A 21,913-nucleotide genomic window follows, 5' to 3' on the forward strand; every position below is an offset into this window, starting at 1 on the left:
TGGTGTAGTGGCGCTAGGGTAAAGTTTATCAAAAAACCCCTCAAGCGCCTCTACATCCACCCGTTATGGAAAAGCGAATTTTAGGATTAGATCCCGGTTTAGCTACTTTAGGATTTGGGGCGATCGCGGCTCAAACTGGAGGAACTGGCAGAAGTCGTAGCGAGACCGTTTCTCTGCTCGATTTTGGCATTATTCAAACTCCCGCCAAAACTGACCTCGGTCAGCGGTTATGTACAATTTATGAAGATATGCACGCCCTCATTGAGCAGTTTAAACCCGACTTAGTGGCGGCAGAAAAATTGTTCTTTTATCGCATGGGAAATACCATTTTAGTCGCCCAAGCCCGAGGGGTGATTTTATTGGTGGTAGCGCAACATCAATTACCCTTGGTTGAATATACTCCCGCCCAAATTAAACAAGGCATTACCGGCTATGGCAATGCGGATAAATATGATGTGCAACAAGCGGTAGCCAGAGAGTTGAATTTAGAGACAATTCCCAAACCTGATGATGCAGCCGATGCCTTAGCTGTCGCCTTAACCGCCTGGTTTCAACTGGAGAAATAAAAGGCCAAACTCTCACAACATGAGATAAAAAATTAGGAGACATGGCGAGAATCCCGGTCACATCGGCTAACAGGGAGGGCATCGGGTCAGGTGTGGCACGTCCGTATCACCTCAATGCTATCACAATACAGCGTTATCACACAAAAGGTAGTTTTACTAAATTTTGTATATTTAAAACCCCATAAAACAAGAATCCATCGGGGTCATTCTCCCGGATTCCTGAGATCACTTCCAGGTAAAGAACGAATCAGCGCCATTGGTAGGGCTTCCGGTGGCATGGCAATCAAGTTGCTGACGGGGGATAACGCTGCCGTCATCCGATCCCCTGCACCACTCTCCCTTCGGTGTCCCCTTAATCCGCATAAGTGGACATCAAAACGCTATTAGCAGAGTCCAGGGATGTGCCACACCAGGGACAACCAAAATCGAGGAGTTTATAATGAGAAATCTTCTGACAATTCGGACATTTTAAACCATAGGTGGGAAGCGGTTTGCGCGGAAGGCGGCGGCGTAGGGGTTGACTGATAGAGGCTTCGGGAGTATCATCCTCTGGGGTAGAAACAGCGACAGTCCGGGAGAACCTAGGGTCAATCCCAATGACTTTGAGTTTGACTTGTCCCAAACAAATGATGCTTCCTGGGGTTAACATTGTCTCACCCTGGGCCAAAATTTGCCCATCCACTTTAGAAGGATTGCTGGGTCGAAGATTTCTCAGATAAAAATGACTTTTCTGCGGGTCATAAAAGATTTCCACGTGCAACCCAGAGACAGTCGGATGGAGCAACACGATATCGCAGCGCGTCGGATCGCGACCGATCCGGACGGTCCCCGGATTTTTGCTCGGTTGCTTATCCCATAAGGTTTGAGTTCTGCACTCACCGGCTTCAATCCACTTTAGGGTTAGTTCATGCATAGCGATCGCAAGTTTCCATAGTAGCAGCACCTGTTTTCCGCCCCTGACGCGGGAAGATTTCTTGATTATCTAGCTTTTTTTACTCCAGCGGCAAGTATAGAAGCACACCATTCTGGGAGTCCCTTCTCCCTTGTCCTTTTCCGGGAAAGGGTGGGGGAGTTGACCGCTATTTCGAGTTTTGTCCAAAACCGATTGAGTTTAAGCCTTCCCCTGCTCTCTACCGGCTCCCGATGTTGTTATCTGGTTGCCGGTTGATCGGTTCTGTTGAAACTTTACCGGGTTCCTTCCCTCAATGGACTGGGTTTAACGAATCTTCATAATCTTCAGACTTAGATCGCCTCCAGTTCCTCTTTGAGCAATGGAAAATTACCCAGATTTCCCTAGGGGACGGTCTCACTCAACTCCTCCCATAGGCTGTTCATCTTGGCAAAAGCATCTTCTAAGGAAATTTTTCCACCCGTTGCCAAACTGCTGAGGATACTGACGCGATTACTAAATTTTTGCAAATTTTGATGAAAAATCAGTTGTTCTGCGTCCCGATTTCCGTGAGCATGATTGGGGGAATCAATAAATTGGAAATGAGCTGTCATGGCAGAACCCTCCCATCGCATTTTATTAACTGCGATCGCTTCTTGAATATGATAATTATCTCCTAGAAACGCCAAGAGCACAGCGATCGCCTAAACCTTCCAGGTGCGATCGCCATCAAATGTTGCTGTGACCCAAATCGGGCCGCAGTGCGATCGCGATCGCATCTGGATGATTGCCTAACTCGAAGCGAGGCGATCGCTAATCCGCGTCGTTTCCGGGAGTCGGTATTTGGGAGTGCAACGCATCACATAGTCCAAGGCAGTGGGTAAACTAATGCGATGACCAATGGAAATATAAAGGGGATTGACATGACTGCGCGATCGCAGGACCGCCCCCACGGTTTCCCCGCGATCGCGCAACGGTTGCCAACTGCCGCGTTCCGGGGGTAAGGCATCATGAGTGCCAATCAATCGAGACTTCGCGACCCCAATGGTCGGCAGGTTCGTCAGTACCCCCAAATGACAAGCAATTCCCAACCGCCGGGGATGGGCCAATCCCTGACCATCACAGAGTAGTAAATCTGGCACAATGGTCAACTGTTCCAGGGCCTCCAAAACCGCCGGAATTTCCCGAAACGAGAGGAATCCGGGAATGTAGGGGAAGTGAGTCGGACAACGGGCGATCGCCTGATCGCACAGTTGCAACTCAGGAAAACTTAACACCGCCACTGCCGCCTGAGTCAAATTATTCTGTTCGGGATATCCTGCATCCACCCCCGCCACATATCTCACCGTTGGCAAGTCATCTTCCCGAATGACCTGTCGCCGTAATTCTTCCTGAATGGCTTTCGCCTCCTCTACCGTCTGTGGCCAACTTTGGGGCTTTTCAATTTTCATAACATTTTATTACTTTTGGGACAATCTTCTTGATTCCGGTTTACCATTTTAATAGTCACTCAATTTGTATCAAGCTTTGGGGGACAGAACTAGCCAACAAGTCCCTGGCAGCCTCAAGGTCAACCCTAGACCCATCTGGACTTAAATGCTTAAAAACTTAAGAAAAATTTCATAAAGGTTCGGGATGGGGTGTTTGCTATAAACCGCCAATTTCAACCTCATTAAAGGTCAATCCAAATGCCAGCTAAAATCAGTTATTCTTACGACTCTAAGACCCTTGTCTGGATTTCCAGTTCCGTGATTGCAGCAATTTTCTTTTTCCTTTTAGCCCCCACTTTAAAGCCTTTTGTGATTATCAACGCCGGAGAACGGGGCGTCCTCATGAAATTTGGAAAAGTCCAGGAAGGCATTCTGGATGAGGGTATCCACGGAATAATACCCTTGGTCAATCGCGTGGAAACCCTCAGCGTTCGGGTCCAAAAAGACGAACTCAAAGCCGATGCTGCTTCTAAAGATTTACAGTATGTTACCATTAACGTCGCCCTGAATTGGCGTGTTGATGCTACCAAAGTCAACAAAGTTTATCAGACCATTGGCAATGAGAGTCAAATTGTCAACTTGATTATTTCCCCCGCCGTTTCTGAAGTGGTTAAAGCGGCTACGGCTAAAAACAATGCCGAAGAAATTATCACCCGACGCCGGGAGTTAAAAGAAGAAATTGATAGAGATATTCGCGAGAGACTTTCCAGCTATGGGGTTTTAGTTGATGATATTTCGTTGGTTAACATCGAATTTTCTCCGGAATTTGCTAAAGCCATTGAAGCCAAACAAATTGCGGAACAAGAAGCCAGACGAGCTTTATTTATTGCCAAAAAAGCTGAACAAGAAGCCGTTGCTGATATTAATCGGGCCAAAGGTCAAGCCGAAGCCCAGCGTTTGTTACGAGAAAACCTAACTCCATCGATTCTTCAAAAAGAAGCAATTGAAAAGTGGAACGGACAGTTTCCAATGGTGATGGGGGGTAACGGAGCCTTGCCTTTTATTAATATTACGCCGCCTGCTTCTACGGCAAATCCCTAACTCTAAAGGAGGGGAGAAATGTCATCAATTTACCTAAAAATATGGAATCAGGTTTCACTTTCCCGCCTTCCAGTGTCAAAATAAAGGCGGAGTAGTTTTGAGACAGACAAACCCATGACTTCCAACGAGACCCGGCGATCGCTTCCCCTCCCTCCCGGAAAATTAGGCTTACCCCTAGTGGGGGAAACCGTGAGCTTTTTGCGCGATCGCGATTTCCAAAAGAAGCGCCGCGAAAAATATGGAACCGTTTATAAAACCCATCTGTTTGGACAACCCACAGTTGTTCTAATTGGCTCCGAAGCAAATCGCTTTTTGTTCACCCATGACAATAGCTATTTTACCGCCACTTGGCCTGAGAGTACACGCATCTTACTAGGTCCTCAATCCCTCGCTATCCAAAGCGGGAATGAACATACCACTAGAAGGCGCTTGATGGCGCAGGCATTTCTTCCCAAGGCGATCGCCGGATACCTTCCCGGCATGGAACAACTCACCCATCGCTATCTAAAACAATGGGAAACCCCAAGAGAAATGACCTGGTATCCCGAACTTAGAACCTATATGTTTGACATTGCCAGTACGTTATTAATTGGCACTGAAACCGGCTCGGAAACCGCCTATCTGGGCCAAATTTTTAAAACCTTTTGTGGGGGATTATTTTCAATTCCCATTAATCTCCCTTGGACCCAATTTGGAAAAGCCCTCCGCTCCCGAACCTTGCTCCTAGAAAAAGTCGAAGAACTTGTCCGCCGCCGTCAACAAGAAACCGAACCGAGAACTGATGCGCTAGGCTTACTTTTAGCCGCCAAAGATGAACAGGGAAATGGATTAACTTTAGACGAAATCAAAGACCAAGTATTGCTCCTCCTCTTTGCCGGTCATGAAACCCTAACCTCCTCCCTTTCTTCCTTCTGTCTCTTGCTGGCACAACATCCCCAAGTCATCACTAAACTGCGAGAGGAGCAGGAACAATTAGGATTTACAGGCTCTCTCACGATGGAGATGCTCAAAGAGATGACCTACTTAGAACAGGTTATCAAAGAAGTGCTCCGATTAATCCCCCCGGTTGGTGGTGGATTTCGACGAGTGGTCAAATCTTGTGAATTTAGCGACTATCAAATCCCCGAAGGTTGGATGGCTTTGTATCAGATTACTCAAACCCATCAAGATAGTTCAATTTATCCGAATCCCAAAGAATTTGACCCGGATCGCTTCAGTTTAAACCGCACGGAAGAGAAGCAAAAAGCCTTTGGATTCATCCCCTTTGGCGGAGGTGCGCGAGAATGCGTGGGTAAGGCATTTGCGATGTTAGTCTTGCGGGTATTCGGAACCCATTTAGTCCACGGTTATGACTGGGAATTACTACCCGACCAAAATTTAGAATTAGTCACCGTACCCACCCCCTCTCCTCGGGATGGATTGCGCGTCAAGTTTAGCCGACGAGGGTAGAAAAAGAGGGAGTTAAGAACGTTTCCGTATAGCTGCACCCTAATGTAGAGTTGATTCGCGAATCAACTCTACCTTGAGCGTTTAATAGTAGTAAATATTGCCTAATTCCTACAGAAATATGGCTGTTATATCGCATCCCATAACCTCTTGACAATTAGGGTAAGATTAGGTAGTATGATAAAGTAATGCTACCAACCCCCAAAAGTTAGACTATGAGCAAAAAAGTTAGCATCACCCTAGATGATGAAGTTTTAAAATTTGTAGACACAATCGCACCCGGACATAACCGTAGCCGGTTTATTAATGAGATTCTTTTAAAAGAAAAACACCAGCGTTTAATTACAGAGCTTGCCGATGCTTATCGAGAACAAAGTAATGACCCAGAATTTCAACAAGAGGTCTTAGCTTGGGACGTTACTGTGAGCGATGGTTTAAATGCCTAACGGAATTTTAAATTATAAACGAGGCGAAATCTGGTGGGTGGATCTTCAGCCAGTTGTTGGGAGTGAAACTGATAAACAGCGTCCTTGTTTGATTTTGCAAAATGATATGGGTAATCAACATGGCTCGACTACAATTGTTGCTCCCTTATTGCCAGGAAGTAAAAAATATCCTTTTGTGGTTAATGTCAAGCCAACTCGACAAAATGGATTGGATGGCGATCGCTATATCAATTTAAGCCAAATCAGAGCAGTAGATGCTCAACGGATCAAGAAAAAGCAGGGAGTTTTAGAGGATGAATATTGGAGTGAAATTGAAAAAGCAATAACAATTGAGCTGGGTTTCTATAAAGAATAGTTCTGAGGTTCTATGGTACTTTGGAGCGGTTATCCTCATCTTTGACTCTTCATCAGCTTGCCGCCACAGCTTTTTATGCAGGAAATTTTGCCAGTTACTATAGTCTAGGCAGTGATCTGATTTCAAATTGTCAATCATAGATTTAAGGAGCGCTAAAAAGAGCGAACCCAAAAATAAAAGAGTTTACAACTTGCTCTAAGCTGTAAACTCTTACTCATAATAGAGTGCGGACGGGGAGACTCGAACTCCCACATCAAAGACACTAGAACCTAAATCTAGCGCGTCTACCAATTCCGCCACGTCCGCATAAGTTCATCTTAGCAGAGGTTGCCTTCTTGCACAAGCATTTTGTGCCAACTCGCCAAAATCTGAACTCCTACCCCTTCATCCCCATCAGGGTGACTTCCCAGACGAGGCGGGGACTGGCGTAACTGAGGAGATAACGCCTTGCGCGATCGAGGAGATGGAGGGGGTTAGGGTTGAAGGTTCCACGCTGTTGGGACGATAACCAGTACGCCTGTTGCAGATATTCAATGAGCCAGAGTTGCGACTCGGTGTCGAGACTGCGATCGATTTCTTTAGCAATTTCTAAGGCTTGTTTGGTGGAGAGGGAGGGTTTTAGGGGTTTTTCCCGAAGTTCGGCAGGGATTTCCTGGAGTTTTTCCCAGCAGGCGATCGCCGTTCCCGGAGACCCCTGCGCCATTGCCAATACTGCCGGATTCTCCAAAATCTGCGGGTATCCCACGGTTGCCAAAACTTCCCCCATCTGTGCATCGGTGAGGCGATAAAAAGGAATGCGCTGACACCGGGAAACTAAGGTGGGGAGGAGAGAATCAATTCCCGGCGCAATTAAAATAATACTTGCGCGTCCCGGTTCTTCCAGGGTTTTGAGCAATCCATTGGCAGCACTTTCTTTCATGGTTTGTGCTTCTTCTAGGACGACAACCTTGCGCAGTGCCTCTAAGGGATGGCGTCCCAAAAATTCCCCGATTTGACGGATTTGTTCCAGGCGAATTTGCGGGGGGGATTTGCGCTTAAATCCGGTTGCTGCCGCTTCGGTGGCGGTGAGCATTTTGCCTTTATCGAGATAGGTGGGTTCTATCCAGAGTAAATCTGGGTGATTTTCCAGTTTGCGAGTAGAGGCAGGGGTTGCGCCAAGATTTCTGGCGGTGAGGAGGAGTTCGAGGAAATACCGCGCTGCCAAACTGCGTCCCACACCGGGAGCACCGGCAAAGAGATAGGCGGGTGCAATGCGATCGCGATACACTGCCTGATTCAGCAGTTCAACAGCCTGGGGTTGTCCGATAAGTTTAGCAAAAACGGTCATAAATTTTAGTTTTTAAAATTTAGATGGGAGAGTGCAAAGATAGTAAGAGATGTCCTAGGGTTCAACCGTTCTATCATGTCAGCGATCGCCCAAACTTTATCGAGTATTCTTGGTTCCGATGGTGTTATCGAGTGGGATAGTCTGGATTCGCCTACTCAACAGCGTCTCCGTCTGGCTTTTCCTGCGTCTTCCCTGCCACATTGCATTGCCTATCCCTCAACTCAAGCTCAATTAACGGAGGCGATCGCCGCTGTTGCTGGTAGTCGGTGTGCCTGGGTCCCTGCTGGGTCCTTGAGTAAAATCGAGTGGGGTGGTGTTCCCTCGGGGGTGCAAGTGATTCTGAGTACCGCACGTCTGAATCGCCTGATTGAACACGCTGTCAATGATTTAACAGTGACGATGGAAGCGGGGATGAGTTTAGCTTCGTTACAATCGATTCTCGCAGATGCGGGGCAGTTTTTGGCTTTAGATCCGGCGTATGGCGATCGCGCTACTTTGGGAGGAATTGTTGCCACGGGAGATGCGGGAAGCTGGCGACAACGGTATGGGGGAGTGCGAGATCAACTTTTGGGAGTTTCTTTCGTGCGATCCGATGGTGAGTTGGCGAAGGCAGGGGGTCGCGTTGTCAAGAATGTGGCGGGATATGACTTGATGAAATTATTTACCGGGTCTTACGGCACATTAGGGATGATTTGTCAAGTCACATTTCGAGTTTATCCGCAAGCGGAGGCATCGGGAACGGTGATGTTATCCGGGGATACAGCAGCGATCGCCTCTGCGAGTCAAACTTTATTGGGTTCGGCCCTCACGCCAACGGCAGCGGATTTGTTGTCTCCCGGATTGGTGAAACAATTGGGGAGAGGGGACGAGATGGGACTGCTAGTGCGCTTTCAAAGTGTAGCAGAAAGTGTGCAAGAACAATCGGTGCGGCTGATGGCGGTGGGGGAAACGTTAGGATTAAAGGGGACTTGTCATACGCAGAAAGACGAGGCGGATTTATGGCAAGGATTGAGAGAACGAATGCAACCGGATGGCACAGAAGGGGCGATCGCCTGCAAAATAGGAGTACGTCCCGCAGAAGCGGTGGCAGCTTTATCCAAATTTGCGGCAATTTCTGATGGCAGCGGGTTGGGTCAAATTCATGTCAGTAGTGGCTTAGGTTGGTTGCGCTTTGCTGAGGAAACGGTGCAGGAGTCGGTTTTATCCCTGCGGCAATTCTGTCAATCTTCTGGAGGCTTTTTAAGTTTAATGGTTGCACCGATTTCCGTTAAAAATCAGCTTGATGTTTGGGGTTATCCGGGAAATAGTGTTGAGGTGATGCGAAAGATTAAGCAGCAGTTTGATTCAGATAATATGTTAAGTCCTCATCGATTTGTTGGGGGAATTTAATAGTTGGGGTTTCCCTATTCGTCCGGAGGAGGTTTGTTGTTTTTTAGTTGGGTGTGATTTAAGGCAGGAATGAGATTTTTAATAGGGATAAGAGGGGATTAAACTGATACAAAATCGGGACATAACAACTTATTTTTCTCTCTATAGCCCGCGCAGGCGGGCTTGGTCCCTGTAGATCCACCCTTTAGGGTGCGTGCCAAAAGCTGTACAAACCGAATTTACCATAAATTCGTGATACCGAACATTGGAGAATATATTGAGTTGATGAGTATTAAACCTGTGGAATCTACTATTGCAGCTAAATCTAGTAACTTTTTGGGTCAAAATCCGCATTTGAATGAGTTAAGCGAGTCGGAAGCATTGCCCGGATTTGATGCCAAACATCCACCGGATCCGAAACTGATTGATACTTGTGTTCATTGTGGCTTTTGTTTGTCTACTTGTCCCAGTTATCGGGTGATTGGGAAGGAAATGGATTCGCCGCGAGGGCGGATTTATTTAATGGATGCGATCGCCAATGGGGAAGCACCTCTGGCAGAGGGAACGGTGGAACATTTCGATACTTGTTTGGGATGTTTAGCTTGTGTCAGCACTTGTCCCTCGGGGGTACAATATGATAAATTGCTGGCGGCAACTCGTCCTCAAGTTGAGCGCAATTATGAACGGTCCCTAGGCGATCGCGTGATTCGCAGTCTCATTTTTAACCTATTCCCCTATCCCAATCGTCTGCGTCCTTTATTGGTTCCCCTTTATGTTTACCAAAAGTTAGGAATTCCCAAATTAGTGCGCCAGACGGGTTTATTAAAGAAACTCTCCCCGCGATTGGCAGCAATGGAGTCAATTTTACCCAATATTACCGGGGAATTTTTCAAGGGTAACTATCCCGATGTGATTGCGGCACAAGGAGAGAAACGGTATCGGGTGGGGATGTTACTCGGATGTGTACAGCGGTTATTTTTTAATCCCGTAAATGAGGCAACGGTAAGGGTTTTAACCGCCAATGGCTGTGAGGTAGTGATTCCGAAAGGACAGGGATGTTGTGCGGCTTTACCGGCACACCAAGGACAAGAAGAACAGGCTATTGCGATCGCCCGTCAGATGATTGATAGTTTTGAAGGCACTGAGGTTGATTTTATCATTATTAATGCCGCCGGATGTGGTCATACTCTCAAAGAATATGGTCACATTCTCCAGGATGACCCCAATTATCGCGACAAAGCTCAAGCCTTTGCCAATCAGGTAAAAGATGTCCAAGAATTCCTAGCAATGGTGGGATTAACCGCTCCACTTTCTCCTTTAACGGAAGGGAAATTAACCGTAGTGTATCAGGATGCTTGTCATCTCTTGCATGGTCAAAAAATTAGTCAGCAACCGCGCCAAATTCTCAAACAAATTCCTGGAGTTGAACTGAAAGAAGCGCTTGATGCGGCGTTATGTTGTGGCAGTGCGGGGGTTTATAATATGCTCCAGCCGGAGGTATCGGAAGAGTTGGGGCAGCAAAAAGTGCAGAATTTGCTCAATACCGGGGCCGAATTAATTGCCTCTCCTAATCCCGGTTGTGCGTTGCAAATTCAAAAGCATTTGCAGTTACAGGGAAAAGATATACCGCTGATGCACCCGATGGAATTATTAGATTTATCAATTCGGGGGGTGCGGCTGAAATAGGAGTGGGGGTGCGTCAGAACATTGAAGTCCTGATGGTTGGAATGAGTGAGATTCTGAGGGGATATCTGACCGTTGGACCCTCATCCCCCAACCCCTTCTCCCTTTCAAGGGAGAAGGGGTTGGGGGATTCAAAGTCCCTCTCCCTTTGAAGGGCCGCCATCGATTTAGGGTGAGGGATGCACTCGATTCTGACCCCCCCATGAGGGCTAAAAAACCAGCAAACGGATAAAAAGTAGACACATTTTGGATGGAGTGGGGGAAATCGGGTTAACTCAAATCTTGGATCAGTTTTTCCAACTCGTTGCGGAGTTGGCGTGTATTGGGGGCAGGTTCGATTTCCAGGGACTTATCAAAGGCGAGGAGGGCTTGTTGCAGCAGGGGAATGGCTTCGTTAGGACTGGGTTTTTCTCCAGCAAAGAGGATGAGGGACCCGCCAAAATTCAGCCAGCCACTGGCTTCGGTTCTTTCTCCCCAGTTGCCATCGCCGGTGAGTGCACGGCGACAGGATTCTACGGCGTCTTGATAGCGATCGAGTTGCAGGAGAGCGACGCAGCGGTTGGTTAACCCAAGGGAATAGTCAGGTTTGAGGGTAATCGCCCGATCGCAAGCGGCGATCGCTTCACTGAAGCGCTGTTGCTCCACCAAATTGCTACATTCGTTCCCCCAGGCGTCATAGGTGTTTTCTGCGGTTTGGGCGATTTGAATACTGGCATTCACCGCCAACTCGGCGTCAAGTTCCGAATAAGCGGCAGTAGTCGCGAAGACTGGCATTTCCAGACACAGACAGGCTGCTGCTGTGAGGAGTCCAGATCCAAGGAGATGGGGTTTCATTGTTACGATTTGTGAACGGAGGAGTTTACTTTGACTATGAAACCACAACTGTTACCTAAAATGTCAAGTTTAATGTTAAAATTTTAGCCCATTTTTCTCTGATTAGAGAAAGTTATAGATAGGAGTGAGGATCACTTATATAGCGTGTCTAAATCATGCTGACCCTAAAAGTTAAGGAAGGGGAGCCAGATGCTCCCTTTTATGGAGACTCGCACTCTTAAAATGACCCCATTTTGGCAATGTTATCCAGTCAGTAGCAGCTAAACCGGAAAGTGCCCCTACTCAGGATCGGGGGAAATGGGACCCGATCCTGGACCCTGAGCGGAAAAAATAACGACTGTATCAGTCGCTATTCCGTGGAGTGAGATAAAAAAGTTTCGATCGCCCGGTAAACAGAGGCGGATCACAGTGGCGATCGCCCTTTCAAGAGATCCGGCGAGGAATCAGCGAGATTCCGCTGGGAATAGCTTACGCGCACACTTTGAGCCATCCGCGACGGACAGCATAAAACAAGCGATGGACGAGCAACGCATCATCCCGACTCAGGGCGTTATTCAGTAACGCAATCTCAAGGGTATGCTGTTCGATCGCAGATAGTTTCCCAGAAAACCAGGCTTGCGCGAACAGATCAGTGAGGTTATCTTCCAGATTCAGAGTAGGTGCTGGCATAAGTTCGGATTCAACTCTACTGCGCTTCTAGTTTGCAGTACCCGGTCCCGGTGAGCGGTGATTTGAGTATTACCCACCCCTTGGATTAATCACCAGCACTTGTGATTCAAATCGCAGCACATTGCGATCGCCTGTAGTTATCTCCAGGGGTTAGGAACAAGAAACCCCCAGTTTTAACCCTCTGACCCTCTGTGCGCATCACTCCGGTAGCATTTCCAAACACAGTTGCCGGAAATGATCCCCCCGTTGCTCAAAGTTTTGATATTGATCGAAACTGGCACAAGCCGGAGACAACAGGACCACCTTTGCCTCCAGTTCTTCTGCTAATTCGGCCCCCCGAATCACCGCCCGTTCCATGCCATAGACGATTTCATAGCGCTCATTCCCCACTTGTTCTAAGCGTTTGGCAAAGGCATCGGCAGCATCGCCAATCAGCAGCACTTGGGCAACTTTCGCCTCAATGGTTTGCAACCAGCTAGTATCATCCCCTTCTTTCGCTTCACCCCCAGCAATTAAAATCACCGGCGCAGCAACAGAAGCTAATCCCACTTGTGCGGCATCGTAGTTGGTGGCTTTACTATCATTAATAAAGTCAATTCCGTGCCAAGTGCGGATCAGTTCCAAACGGTGAGCAACCCCGGGGAAGTTGGCAACAGCATCAGCGATCGCCCCTTTATCAATTCCTGCCAAGCGCGCCACACCCACCGCCATGAGTAGATTGGTGAGGTTATGTTCCCCGGGCATTTTCAAGGCATCAATCGGCACCACTGCCTCGCCCATTGCCACCGCCCAACCGTCTTCAATATAGACGCCCTTATCAGGATTTCCTAATAACTCACTTTTACCTTTAATGCTCGTCCAACAGGCATTCGGCCAGCGATCACTTAAACTTTTTCTTAAGTAAGGGTCATCCCCATTTAAAACTGTTTGCTGCGATCGCTCTAACAAAGACGCCTTAATATTAAAATAATTTTCTAACGTACGATGACGGCTCAAATGATCCGGCGTAAAGGTCGTCCAAACCCCAATTTGCGGCGCAACTGTTTCTGATGCCTCGATTTGATAGCTACTAATTTCCGCAATCACCCAATCGGGATAACCGGGGGTTGCCTGCTCCTCGCCAAACCCTTTTAACGCCAACTCCGTCGCCGCATATCCGATATTGCCACAAGCCGGTGCATTGAGTCCGGCAGCTTGAAAAATTGCAGCAATTAAAGCAGTAGTCGTCGTTTTCCCATTGGTTCCTGTAATCCCCACCCAGGGACAAGCATTGAGATTGCGCCAAGCTAATTCCATTTCCCCCAGGGTGGTAATTCCCATCTGCCGCGCATTTACCAAGGCGGGAATATCCCAGGGAACCCCGGGACTGACGACTATCCAATCCAAAGACTTCTCAGGTTCAAAGGACTGATTTAGGTGTACCTCGATGCCATCAGCAGCCAACAGTTGTTGTTGTTGTCGCAAGGAGTCATTCTCCGAGCGATCGCTCAAGGTGACATCCCATCCTTGCTTTTTTAACAACCGCGCTGCGGCAACCCCTGACCGTCCTAGTCCAATAATATGAGCCTTTGGCATACTTTTATGGATCGCATTTTTTCAAAATCTAACTTTCATCTTACCGTTTGTTGCTGCGTCTAACGGGGGTTTTCTCTGCAAAAAGATTTCACCCAACAACGGACGGGGGTTTAAAGTCCCGTCCGTTGTTGTCACGGTTCCTGGTCCTACTGGGGCTTGACAATGGGGCCGAAATCCGCCAAAACCCGAGCGTGATTTCGCAGTAAACCGATGGAGTTGAGGCGGTTGCGCCGGATTTCTGGAGCTGGATCCATGACCAGTACGCTGTCCTCCCCATCAAAAAACTGGCTGACAATCGGGGTAATTTCAGCTAAGGCATCCACCAACTGCTGATAGTTCCGCTGCGATCGCGCCGCTTGGGTAGTCGGCATTAACCGGATCAAGGCATCATAAAACCCTTGTTCTGAGGATTTTTGGAACAATTCCGGTTTCAGCACTTGAGTCGGATCCAAAACCGAGGTTTCTAAATCCCCCTGTTTCGCCAATCTTGCGGACCGATTCACGGTTTCATAGATGGTATCCAAGCTGCCATTTTTGCGGATGGATTGGAGGAATAAAGCGCGATCGCGAACATCCAAAACATCCTCTAAAGCACGTTGGCTATATTCCTCGTCCTCTTCCCCCAAAACCGCATTCACCAAGTCATAATCTATTCCCCGTTCCTCTTGCAACAGCGTGCGAATTCGTTGTAAGAAAAACTCCTGTAATTGCAAGAGCAACTCCGGGGACGTTTTCGGATGGCTGGCGGTAAATTCAGCCACAATCTTTCCTAATAATTCCCCTAAGTTTAAGGGTAAATTTGCCGTCCAAGTTAGATTAATCACCGCATTGGCGGCCCGTCGCAAGGCAAAGGGGTCCGAGGAACCTGTGGGAATCATCCCCAAGCCAAAAATACTGACTAAGGTATCTAATTTGTCAGCTAATCCCACCACTTGACCCACCGGAGTTTGCGGTAAGTTATCTCCCGCATTCCGAGGTAAATAATGTTCGTAAATTGCAGTAGCAACGGCTTCCGATTCCCCACAGGCCCGGGCATATTTTTCGCCCATCACCCCTTGGAGTTCGGGGAATTCATAGACCATTTGCGTAACTAAATCGGCTTTGCAAAGTAAGGTAGCCCGTGCAATTTCCTCTTTTGGTTCGCCCTGAATTTGCAATTGTTCCGTAATCAAAGCGGCGACCTGGGAGAGGCGATCAACCTTCTGGCGCATTGAGCCTAAATCTTCTTGGAACGTGACTTCTTCTAATTTAGGCAGGTAGGCTTCTAAGGGTTTTGCCCGGTCGGTTTCATAGAAAAATTGACCATCGGCTAATCGGGCGCGGATGACTCGTTCGTTTCCGAGGCCAATTAGGTCCGATTTGGCCGGATCACCGTTAGAAATGGTGATGAAATAAGGGAGAAGTTCGGGAGTTTTGCCGGAGGTTTCGGCGGATTTTAAAACAGGGAAATACCGCTGGTGGCTGACCATGACTGTGGTAATCACTTCAGCGGGTAAAATCAGAAATTCTTCATCAAATTTCCCTAAAACAGCCGTAGGCCATTCTACCAAATTGGTGACTTCTTGCAGTAAATCCGGGGAAATATCGGCGGTTCCTCCAACTTTTTGGGCTGTTGCTTTTACTTGGTCTTGAATAATAGCTTGACGGCGGTCCGGATCTACGGAAACAAATGCCTTTTCTAGGGATTTGACGTAATCTGAGGCAGTGGCAATTTCCACAGGTTGGGGATGTAAGACGCGATGACCCGAGGAAATGCGATCGCTGGTGAGACTTTCGGACCCGTTGTCCAGTTGAATCGGTAAAATATCCTGGTCAAACAGGGCCACCAACCAGCGCAGGGGGCGAGAAAACCGCATTTCTCCATTCCCCCAGCGCATTAAGCGTTTGCCTTCGAGTTTGCTAATCCATTGCGGGACCAACTCCTGCAGCAGGTCCGTAGTGAGACGTCCGGTGATGGTTTTCCGCAGGAAGACAAAATCCCCTTTATCCGTGGGGCGAATTTCTAAGGCATCGAGTTCCACCCCTTGTTTTTTGGCAAATCCTTCTGCCGCTTTGGTGGGTTTGCCGTCTTTATAGGCAGCGGAAGCGGGAGGGCCTTTAATTTCTTCCTCGCGATCGCCTTGTTGAACCGGCAACCCTTCTATCACCACCGCTAACCGACGAGGCGTGCCATATACATAAACTGCGGTATTTGTCAAGTAATTTTCAGCCAGGGAATCGGGAATGCGCGATCGCCACTGGGTAATAGCGCTCTCAAGAAACCCTGCGGGTAATTCTTCTGTACCGACTTCTAATAGAAAGGTAGCCATATCGGATTGTACTCTAAAGGACTAGAGGTCACTTGTGCCTTCCAACTGAAGCCAACAGCCAACCCCATTCAACAACTCTTTCCAGAATACGCCAAGAAAGCCCCTGGATTCCACCCACCCTTCCCACTCCAGGCGGGATCCCCCCTAAAGGGGATGTTTGCGTGAAAAGCTTAAAAATGCGGGTTTTTTCTATGCCACTCCCCGGATTGAAAATGTTATTGTAGAACAGATTATCCCAACCGTAGCGATTTTTGAACCCAGTCAGAGAGTCTCAAGGCTCGAAGTTTTTAAAACAGCAGTAATCAGCAGGGTTTTTTTAAGAGCAAATCCGGTTAAATTAGAAAAGACAAACGGTTTTATGGCGGTTCAGTTGAAAGATTTTGGACAAGTTAAAAACGCCCTTTTGGGAATCCAGACCTACCTCCCAGTTGGATTAACTTTACTCGTTGGTTTGTCCCTGTCTGCGATCGCTGCCACGGGAGTTTATGAATGGGAACGAAGATCCGCCCAGGAAACCTTAGCGCAACGCCGGGAAACCGTGACCGTCACCTTACAAAGCGATATAGAAGAATATCTTCAAGTGACCCGATCGCTAGGTGCATTGTATGATATCTCCGGCACGGTGAGCGAGGCAAATTTTCAGCGGTTTTCTCAATCCTTTTTCGAGAATTACCCCGGAATTTTCGGGATGGCATGGCTCGAAAAAGTGCCGAAGTCAGAACGGAGGGCTTTTGAGCAACGGATGCAAGCCCAAGGGAAGGAAAATTACCAGATTCGCGATCGCACCCCTGATGGCAACTTAGTCCCCTCCGGCGATCGCGCCGAATATTTTCCCATTGTCTATGGACAACCCGCCAGTCGCTATACAGGAACACTCTTGGGACTGGATCCCAGTTATCACCCCAGGGTGAGGGCGGCGATCAACCGGGGAAAAAATGCGGGCAAGATCTCGGTAACGCAACGATTTCTCTTAGCAGATGGCAAGACTTATGGGGTAGCGATGTTTCGACCCGTCTACGGGGAAGGCGATCGCCCCGCCGGAATCCGCGATCGCCGTAATACCTTTAGGGGAATGACTTACACCGTCTATAGTCTCTCCAACTTGTTAGAAAAGTCCCTCGGCGGATTAACCCTCCATCACCTCGATTTTTACTTACTCGACCAGGGAGCGGATCCAGATAATCAAGTCCTGATCTTTTATGACTCTAACACTCAACGATTTATTGCGGATAACCGACTGAAACCCCCGGCTCCCCTCTCTCCTAAGTCTTTGTGCTACAAAAATCCGACCCTGTGCACCCAGACCCTTGAGGTTGCCAATCGCGAATGGACCCTTTTACTCCGGCCCACCTCGACCTTTCAAGGATTCATGGCAAACACCATCGCCACCCTGGCGATCGGCTTGCTACTCACCGGACTGATCGCCATTTATTTAGGATTATCCATCCGCCGCACCAGAGATTTAGAAGCCGCGATGCAGCAGTTGCAAACTACCCAAGGTCAACTGATCCAAGCGGAAAAAATGTCCTCCATTGGTCAATTAGTAGCTGGGGTTGCCCATGAAATTAATAACCCCGTCAGTTTCATCTACGGCAATGTTAATCATGCCGATGAATATGTAAAAGACTTACTCTTTTTGCTAGAACTCTATCAACAACACTATCCCGACCCCGTGGCGGAAATTCAAGAAGAAGCCGAAGCCATAGATGTAGATTTTTTGATAGAAGATTTACCCAAAACTATCAAATCCATGAGTGTAGGGGCCGAACGGATTCAAAATATTGTCTTGAGTTTGCGCAATTTTTCCCGCACGGATGAAGCGGAAATCAAGGCTGTAGACATTCATCAAGGTCTGAATAGTACCTTAATGATTTTGCAACATCGACTCAAAGCCACCGCCGGACATCAGGCGATCCAAGTGGTCAAAAAATACGCAGAATTACCCTTAGTCGAGTGTTATCCAGGGCAACTTAATCAGGTATTTATGAATCTTTTGAGCAATGCCATTGATGCCTTAGAAGACACCCTGGCTCAACCCCATTCAAAAGACTATATCCCCACCCTCACCCTCTGTACCGAAGTGGTGCAAAAAGCTCCAGGGGGAACTGAAAGCGAGGGGGGTGCAGTGAACCCCGAGTTCATCGTAATTTGGATTGAGGATAATGGATCGGGGATTCCTCCAGAGGTTCTCCCCAATATTTTTAACCCATTTTTTACCACAAAACCAATCGGAAAAGGCACGGGATTAGGGCTTTCGATTAGCTACCAAATTATTGTGGAAAGACATTTAGGAAAGTTAAACTGTTTTTCAACCGTGGGAAAAGGAACCGAATTCCGGATTCAACTTCCGGTGAGTCAAACCGCGCAAAGTCACCGGGCATAAAAAAAGCGCGATCGCCCGGTTGTCAACAAAGATTTAGGGATTGCGCGATCGCTCTAACAATCGTTCCGCATTCATCGCACGTTCCGTATTTCCCTCCAAAGTATAAAGGTCTCGGGCATATTGCAAGACTCGTTGAGCCTCGGTGAAATTCCCCTGACGTAGAAACACTAACCCCGCCCCATAATAGGCATTAGCATAATTAGCATTCCCTTCAGCCGCCCGCCGAAACGAGTCTAAAGCCGCATTCAAATCCCCTTGATTGTAAGCAATAAACCCCAGATGATAGTGAGCCGCAGCATGAGTTGGGGTAATCCCCACTGCCCGGTTAAATGCTGATTTAGCCTCCTCCAGTTTCCCTTGTTCCAGATAAACCAATCCGAGATGATAGGGGGGTTCTGGAGTTGTGGGACTATACTGCATCGCCTGTTGAAATGAAGCAGCAGCAGCATCCCATAACTGCTGTTGTTCCAGGACCAGACCCAGATTATAATGAGCTAATCCCATTTGGGGGTCCAAGGCGATCGCCCGTTGTAAATAATCCCGGGCGCGATCGAGATTATTCCCTTCAATCAGGGCCGCCCCCAAATTAGCAAAAGCGAGAGTAAAGCTCGGATCCGCTTGCGTCGCTTGGTAGAACGAATCCGCCGCCCCTTGTAATTCCCCGGATTGTCGCAGAGCCAAGCCCAGATTATAATGAGCCACAGCCAGGGTCGGGTCTAGTTGAGCCGCTTGCCGAAACGCGGCGATCGCCTCAGATACCTTACCCGCTTGAATCGAGCCTAGTCCCCGGTTTACCCAATCCAGGGCCGCTTGGGAATTCCCCTGGGCGAGAGCGCGCATTCCTGCCCCATCCCACGACATCCACAGCAACGGCATCATCCAAATCCCCACCGTCACGCCCACGATTCCTGACCTTATGTTCCGTTGTAATTGCATCGCCCCTCCTGGTTGCGAGTCGATGTGGTTTAACCTGGTTTTACCCTAAAATCCCTGCCTCTGACTAGAGTTGGGCAGAATTTTAGAGCCAACACTCACCCGCCACGATAATTTTCTAGGGATAACACTTCTTTAAAATTCAAAAAAAAAGGATTAAGTTTAGAAAAAAAAGTCCCTCAATCGGTAATTCTTTGGTTCAAAAATACGGTAATCTAAAATACATCAAGACCCATCCGAGAAGTGCTGATGCTGATCGCCTTGTTTCCAATAGAGTCAGGATAAGGATTTTACTTTAAATAGGCTATCCCCTTGGACCCCTTAAAATTTTTTTAATCTTTACTAACTAACTCACGGGAGTGAATCATGACCGAAAACGTTGTCTCCGACGTGCGAAACGTCGCTATTGTAGGCCCATATCTGAGTGGAAAAACCACCTTACTCGAAAGCCTGTTGTTTGTAACAGGTGCAATTAGTCGTAAAGGGAACGTCAAAGAAGGGACAACCGTGGGCGATAGTTCCGCCGAAGCGCGCGATCGCCAAATGAGTGTGGAGATATCCGCCGCCACCACGGAATACAAAAATGTCCGCTTCACCTTCGTAGACTGCCCGGGTTCCATAGAATTTATCCAAGAAACCTACAACGCCCTCAAAGGAACCGGCGCCGCCGTTGTCGTCTGCGAACCCGAAGTCAGCCGGGTGCTCACCTTAGCCCCCCTATTTAAGTTCTTAGATGACTGGGAAATCCCCCATATCGTCTTTGTCAACAAAATGGATCGCGCCAAAGATAGCTTTATGGACGTACTCCACGCCCTCAAAGCCGTCTCCACCCGACCCTTAGTCCCCCATCAATATCCCATTCTCAAAGGCTCAGACCCCGTAGGATTTATTGATCTAGTCACGGAACAAGCCTATCACTACCACGGAGGCAGCGACCCCGACCCCGTTCCCATCCCCGAGGAACTCAAACAAGAAGAACATGAAGCCCGTCAAGAAATGTTAGAACAGTTGGCTAACTTTGACGATCGCCTCCTTGAAGAACTCCTCGAAGAGATCGAACCCTCCCAAGATGAAATCGTCGCCGACCTCAAAATGGAATTAGGGGCCGATTTAATCGTCCCCGTCTTTATGGGCGTAGCGGATTCAGATTATGGCGTCAGACCCTTGCTCGATGCCCTGATTCGGGAAGCCCCGGAACCCAGCACCACCGCCGATCGCCGGGGAATTCCCTTGCATTCTGGTGCACCCTTAGCCCAAGTGATTAAAACTTACTACACCCCGCAAGGAGGCAAGATGTCCCTCGTCCGGGTGTGGAAAGGGGAAATCACCGATAACATGACCCTCAACGGCGTTCGTATTGGCGGAATGTATCGGATGAAGGGACAGCAAACTGAAACCATTCAGAAGGCAGTTGAGGGAGATATTGTCGCCCTCTCGCGCATGGAAGGGATTCAGACGGGAGATACCCTTACCACTGGCGAAGGCAAGCTCAAATCGGAATTACCCAAAGCCGAGCAACTGCCCCCCGTTTTCGCCCTGGCGATCGCCCCAGAACGACGCAGCGACGAAGTGAAAATCAGCGCCGCCTTGACCAAAATCCTGGAAGAGGACCCCGCCCTCGCCTGGGAACAAAATCCCGATACCCACGAGATTATCCTCTGGGGTCAAGGTGAAATTCACATCAAAGTCACCTTGGATCGGCTGCGGCGCAAGTACAACCTGCCCATGATCACCCAAATCCCCCATGTGCCCTACAAGGAAACCATTCGCAAAGCAGCGCCCCGGGTTCATGGGCGCTACAAGCACCAAAGTGGGGGTCACGGTCAATTTGGCGATGTTTACCTGGAAATCAAACCCATGCCTCGGGGGGAAGGGTATCACTTCAACGATAAAATCGTCGGCGGCGTTGTCCCGAAACAGTATATTCCTGGGGTAGAAATGGGGGTGCGCGAGTACCTGAATCAGGGACCCTTGGGATTCCCCGTGGTGGATATAGCCGTCACCCTCACCGATGGGTCCTATCACTCCGTGGATAGTTCAGAACAGTCCTTTAAACAGGCGGCACGTTTGGCAATGCAAGAGGGGTTGGCGCAATGTGAACCCACCCTGCTTGAGCCGATCGCCTCGGTGGAGATCTGTGCACCGACAGACTTTACCTCGAATATGATGCAACTGATCAGCGGACGACGGGGCCAAATTTTAGGCTATGAACCTTTGGAAAACTGGAAATCATGGGATAAGGTCTTGGCCTATTTACCCCAGGCTGAAATGCAGGATTTGATTGTGGAGTTGCGATCGCTGACAATGGGAGTCGGGTTCTTCCGGTGGAAGTACGATCACCTCCAGGAAGTCCCAGATAAACTCACCGATCGCCTCTTAGCTGCCGCCGCCAATGGCAACGGGAATTCTAAATAATCGGTGAATTCCAAACAGGCAAAAGGGCTGAGTTTTTCCTCGCCCTTTTGCCTGTTTTTTTTGTGGACGGGGCGCTACTAGGACCTCCGTACCGTTTTAGCGCCCCAGCACAACCAACCCAGTTTGGTGAAAAAATCTCTGCTTGCTTTCCCACAAATCTGTTCCAGAAACCCGGTTGTCTTCC

The 21,913-nt window shown here is 48.5% G+C and carries 18 protein-coding genes and 1 tRNA gene; 9 read left to right on the plus strand and 10 right to left on the minus strand.

Annotated elements, in window-relative coordinates:
• Positions 1–65: 65 nt before the first annotated feature.
• Positions 66–566 carry a crossover junction endodeoxyribonuclease RuvC gene (ruvC, locus tag NG792_RS04820; RefSeq protein WP_261234724.1) on the plus strand — a complete coding sequence of 167 codons (501 nt, stop codon included), beginning with the start codon at positions 66–68 and terminating at the stop codon, positions 564–566.
• A gap of 352 nt (positions 567–918) precedes the next feature.
• Here the strand turns inward: ruvC and NG792_RS04825 are convergent, their stop codons facing one another.
• From NG792_RS04825 to nfi, 3 genes are all read right to left on the minus strand, one after another.
• A complete protein-coding gene (locus NG792_RS04825) occupies positions 919–1,509 on the minus strand; it encodes an FHA domain-containing protein (RefSeq protein ID WP_261197356.1) in 591 nt (196 codons plus the stop codon).
• Positions 1,510–1,859: 350 nt separating this feature from the next.
• Positions 1,860–2,150: a DUF7219 family protein gene (locus NG792_RS04830; protein ID WP_261234725.1), complete on the minus strand. Its 291-nt coding sequence runs from the start codon at positions 2,148–2,150 to the stop codon at positions 1,860–1,862.
• Between the two features lie 96 nt (positions 2,151–2,246).
• Complete coding sequence (gene nfi / locus NG792_RS04835) at positions 2,247–2,906, minus strand: deoxyribonuclease V (protein WP_261234726.1); 660 nt, start codon at positions 2,904–2,906, stop codon at positions 2,247–2,249.
• 237 nt (positions 2,907–3,143) lie between these two features.
• Between nfi and NG792_RS04840 the strand changes: the two genes are divergently transcribed.
• The 4 genes from NG792_RS04840 (at position 3,144) to NG792_RS04855 (ending at position 6,233) form a co-directional block, all read left to right on the plus strand.
• Complete coding sequence (locus NG792_RS04840; RefSeq protein ID WP_261234727.1) at positions 3,144–3,986, plus strand: prohibitin family protein; 843 nt, start codon at positions 3,144–3,146, stop codon at positions 3,984–3,986.
• Between the two features lie 114 nt (positions 3,987–4,100).
• A complete protein-coding gene (locus NG792_RS04845) occupies positions 4,101–5,435 on the plus strand; it encodes a cytochrome P450 (RefSeq protein ID WP_261234728.1) in 1,335 nt (444 codons plus the stop codon).
• Positions 5,436–5,647: 212 nt separating this feature from the next.
• On the plus strand, positions 5,648–5,878 hold the full coding sequence (gene mazE / locus NG792_RS04850) for a type II toxin-antitoxin system MazE family antitoxin (RefSeq protein ID WP_261197361.1): 231 nt from the start codon (positions 5,648–5,650) through the stop codon (positions 5,876–5,878).
• Positions 5,871–6,233 (plus strand): type II toxin-antitoxin system PemK/MazF family toxin, encoded by a 363-nt coding sequence (locus NG792_RS04855; protein WP_261234729.1) that lies wholly within the window; start codon positions 5,871–5,873, stop codon positions 6,231–6,233. The genes mazE and NG792_RS04855 overlap by 8 nt, the downstream gene beginning before the upstream one ends.
• A gap of 225 nt (positions 6,234–6,458) precedes the next feature.
• Here NG792_RS04855 and NG792_RS04860 read toward each other — a convergent pair.
• Both NG792_RS04860 and NG792_RS04865 read right to left on the minus strand, forming a co-directional pair.
• Positions 6,459–6,539, minus strand: a tRNA-Leu gene (locus NG792_RS04860).
• 70 nt (positions 6,540–6,609) lie between these two features.
• On the minus strand, positions 6,610–7,560 hold the full coding sequence (locus NG792_RS04865; protein WP_261234730.1) for a DNA polymerase III subunit delta': 951 nt from the start codon (positions 7,558–7,560) through the stop codon (positions 6,610–6,612).
• A gap of 75 nt (positions 7,561–7,635) precedes the next feature.
• Here NG792_RS04865 and NG792_RS04870 point away from each other — a divergent pair, with 75 nt between their 5' ends.
• Both NG792_RS04870 and NG792_RS04875 read left to right on the plus strand, forming a co-directional pair.
• Positions 7,636–8,949 carry an FAD-binding oxidoreductase gene (locus tag NG792_RS04870; RefSeq protein ID WP_261234731.1) on the plus strand — a complete coding sequence of 438 codons (1,314 nt, stop codon included), beginning with the start codon at positions 7,636–7,638 and terminating at the stop codon, positions 8,947–8,949.
• A gap of 264 nt (positions 8,950–9,213) precedes the next feature.
• Positions 9,214–10,614, plus strand: coding sequence for a (Fe-S)-binding protein (locus tag NG792_RS04875; RefSeq protein ID WP_261197498.1), 1,401 nt, complete (start codon positions 9,214–9,216; stop codon positions 10,612–10,614).
• A 267-nt stretch (positions 10,615–10,881) separates the two neighbouring features.
• Here the strand turns inward: NG792_RS04875 and NG792_RS04880 are convergent, their stop codons facing one another.
• The 4 genes from NG792_RS04880 to glyS form a co-directional block, all read right to left on the minus strand.
• On the minus strand, positions 10,882–11,445 hold the full coding sequence (locus tag NG792_RS04880) for a tetratricopeptide repeat protein (RefSeq protein WP_261234732.1): 564 nt from the start codon (positions 11,443–11,445) through the stop codon (positions 10,882–10,884).
• Between the two features lie 468 nt (positions 11,446–11,913).
• Complete coding sequence (locus tag NG792_RS04885; RefSeq protein ID WP_261197366.1) at positions 11,914–12,114, minus strand: hypothetical protein; 201 nt, start codon at positions 12,112–12,114, stop codon at positions 11,914–11,916.
• 198 nt (positions 12,115–12,312) lie between these two features.
• Entirely contained in the window at positions 12,313–13,689 is a 1,377-nt protein-coding gene (gene murD / locus NG792_RS04890; RefSeq protein WP_261234733.1) for a UDP-N-acetylmuramoyl-L-alanine--D-glutamate ligase, read from the minus strand.
• A 146-nt stretch (positions 13,690–13,835) separates the two neighbouring features.
• A complete protein-coding gene (glyS, locus tag NG792_RS04895) occupies positions 13,836–15,998 on the minus strand; it encodes a glycine--tRNA ligase subunit beta (protein WP_261234734.1) in 2,163 nt (720 codons plus the stop codon).
• Between the two features lie 358 nt (positions 15,999–16,356).
• Here glyS and NG792_RS04900 point away from each other — a divergent pair, with 358 nt between their 5' ends.
• Positions 16,357–18,381 (plus strand): CHASE domain-containing protein, encoded by a 2,025-nt coding sequence (locus NG792_RS04900; RefSeq protein ID WP_261234735.1) that lies wholly within the window; start codon positions 16,357–16,359, stop codon positions 18,379–18,381.
• 33 nt (positions 18,382–18,414) lie between these two features.
• Here NG792_RS04900 and NG792_RS04905 read toward each other — a convergent pair whose 3' ends face one another.
• Positions 18,415–19,317, minus strand: coding sequence for a tetratricopeptide repeat protein (locus NG792_RS04905; protein WP_261234736.1), 903 nt, complete (start codon positions 19,315–19,317; stop codon positions 18,415–18,417).
• A gap of 363 nt (positions 19,318–19,680) precedes the next feature.
• Here NG792_RS04905 and NG792_RS04910 point away from each other — a divergent pair, with 363 nt between their 5' ends.
• Positions 19,681–21,729, plus strand: coding sequence for an elongation factor G (locus NG792_RS04910; RefSeq protein WP_261234737.1), 2,049 nt, complete (start codon positions 19,681–19,683; stop codon positions 21,727–21,729).
• Positions 21,730–21,913: the final 184 nt, after the last annotated feature.

This window comes from Laspinema olomoucense D3b (genome assembly GCF_025370785.1).
Classification (GTDB): domain Bacteria; phylum Cyanobacteriota; class Cyanobacteriia; order Cyanobacteriales; family Laspinemataceae; genus Laspinema; species Laspinema olomoucense.

Coding starts and splice junctions, on each gene's coding strand:
- mazE (WP_261197361.1), top strand. CDS start 5,648: ATGAGCAAAAAAGTTAGCATCACCCTAGATGATGAAGTTTTAAAATTT.
- NG792_RS04870 (WP_261234731.1), top strand. CDS start 7,636: ATGTCAGCGATCGCCCAAACTTTATCGAGTATTCTTGGTTCCGATGGT.
- murD (WP_261234733.1), bottom strand. CDS start 13,689: ATGCCAAAGGCTCATATTATTGGACTAGGACGGTCAGGGGTTGCCGCA.
- NG792_RS04910 (WP_261234737.1), top strand. CDS start 19,681: ATGACCGAAAACGTTGTCTCCGACGTGCGAAACGTCGCTATTGTAGGC.
- glyS (WP_261234734.1), bottom strand. CDS start 15,998: ATGGCTACCTTTCTATTAGAAGTCGGTACAGAAGAATTACCCGCAGGG.
- nfi (WP_261234726.1), bottom strand. CDS start 2,906: ATGAAAATTGAAAAGCCCCAAAGTTGGCCACAGACGGTAGAGGAGGCG.
- NG792_RS04865 (WP_261234730.1), bottom strand. CDS start 7,560: ATGACCGTTTTTGCTAAACTTATCGGACAACCCCAGGCTGTTGAACTG.
- NG792_RS04880 (WP_261234732.1), bottom strand. CDS start 11,445: ATGAAACCCCATCTCCTTGGATCTGGACTCCTCACAGCAGCAGCCTGT.
- NG792_RS04885 (WP_261197366.1), bottom strand. CDS start 12,114: ATGCCAGCACCTACTCTGAATCTGGAAGATAACCTCACTGATCTGTTC.
- NG792_RS04900 (WP_261234735.1), top strand. CDS start 16,357: ATGGCGGTTCAGTTGAAAGATTTTGGACAAGTTAAAAACGCCCTTTTG.
- ruvC (WP_261234724.1), top strand. CDS start 66: ATGGAAAAGCGAATTTTAGGATTAGATCCCGGTTTAGCTACTTTAGGA.
- NG792_RS04840 (WP_261234727.1), top strand. CDS start 3,144: ATGCCAGCTAAAATCAGTTATTCTTACGACTCTAAGACCCTTGTCTGG.
- NG792_RS04855 (WP_261234729.1), top strand. CDS start 5,871: ATGCCTAACGGAATTTTAAATTATAAACGAGGCGAAATCTGGTGGGTG.
- NG792_RS04875 (WP_261197498.1), top strand. CDS start 9,214: ATGAGTATTAAACCTGTGGAATCTACTATTGCAGCTAAATCTAGTAAC.
- NG792_RS04845 (WP_261234728.1), top strand. CDS start 4,101: ATGACTTCCAACGAGACCCGGCGATCGCTTCCCCTCCCTCCCGGAAAA.
- NG792_RS04905 (WP_261234736.1), bottom strand. CDS start 19,317: ATGCAATTACAACGGAACATAAGGTCAGGAATCGTGGGCGTGACGGTG.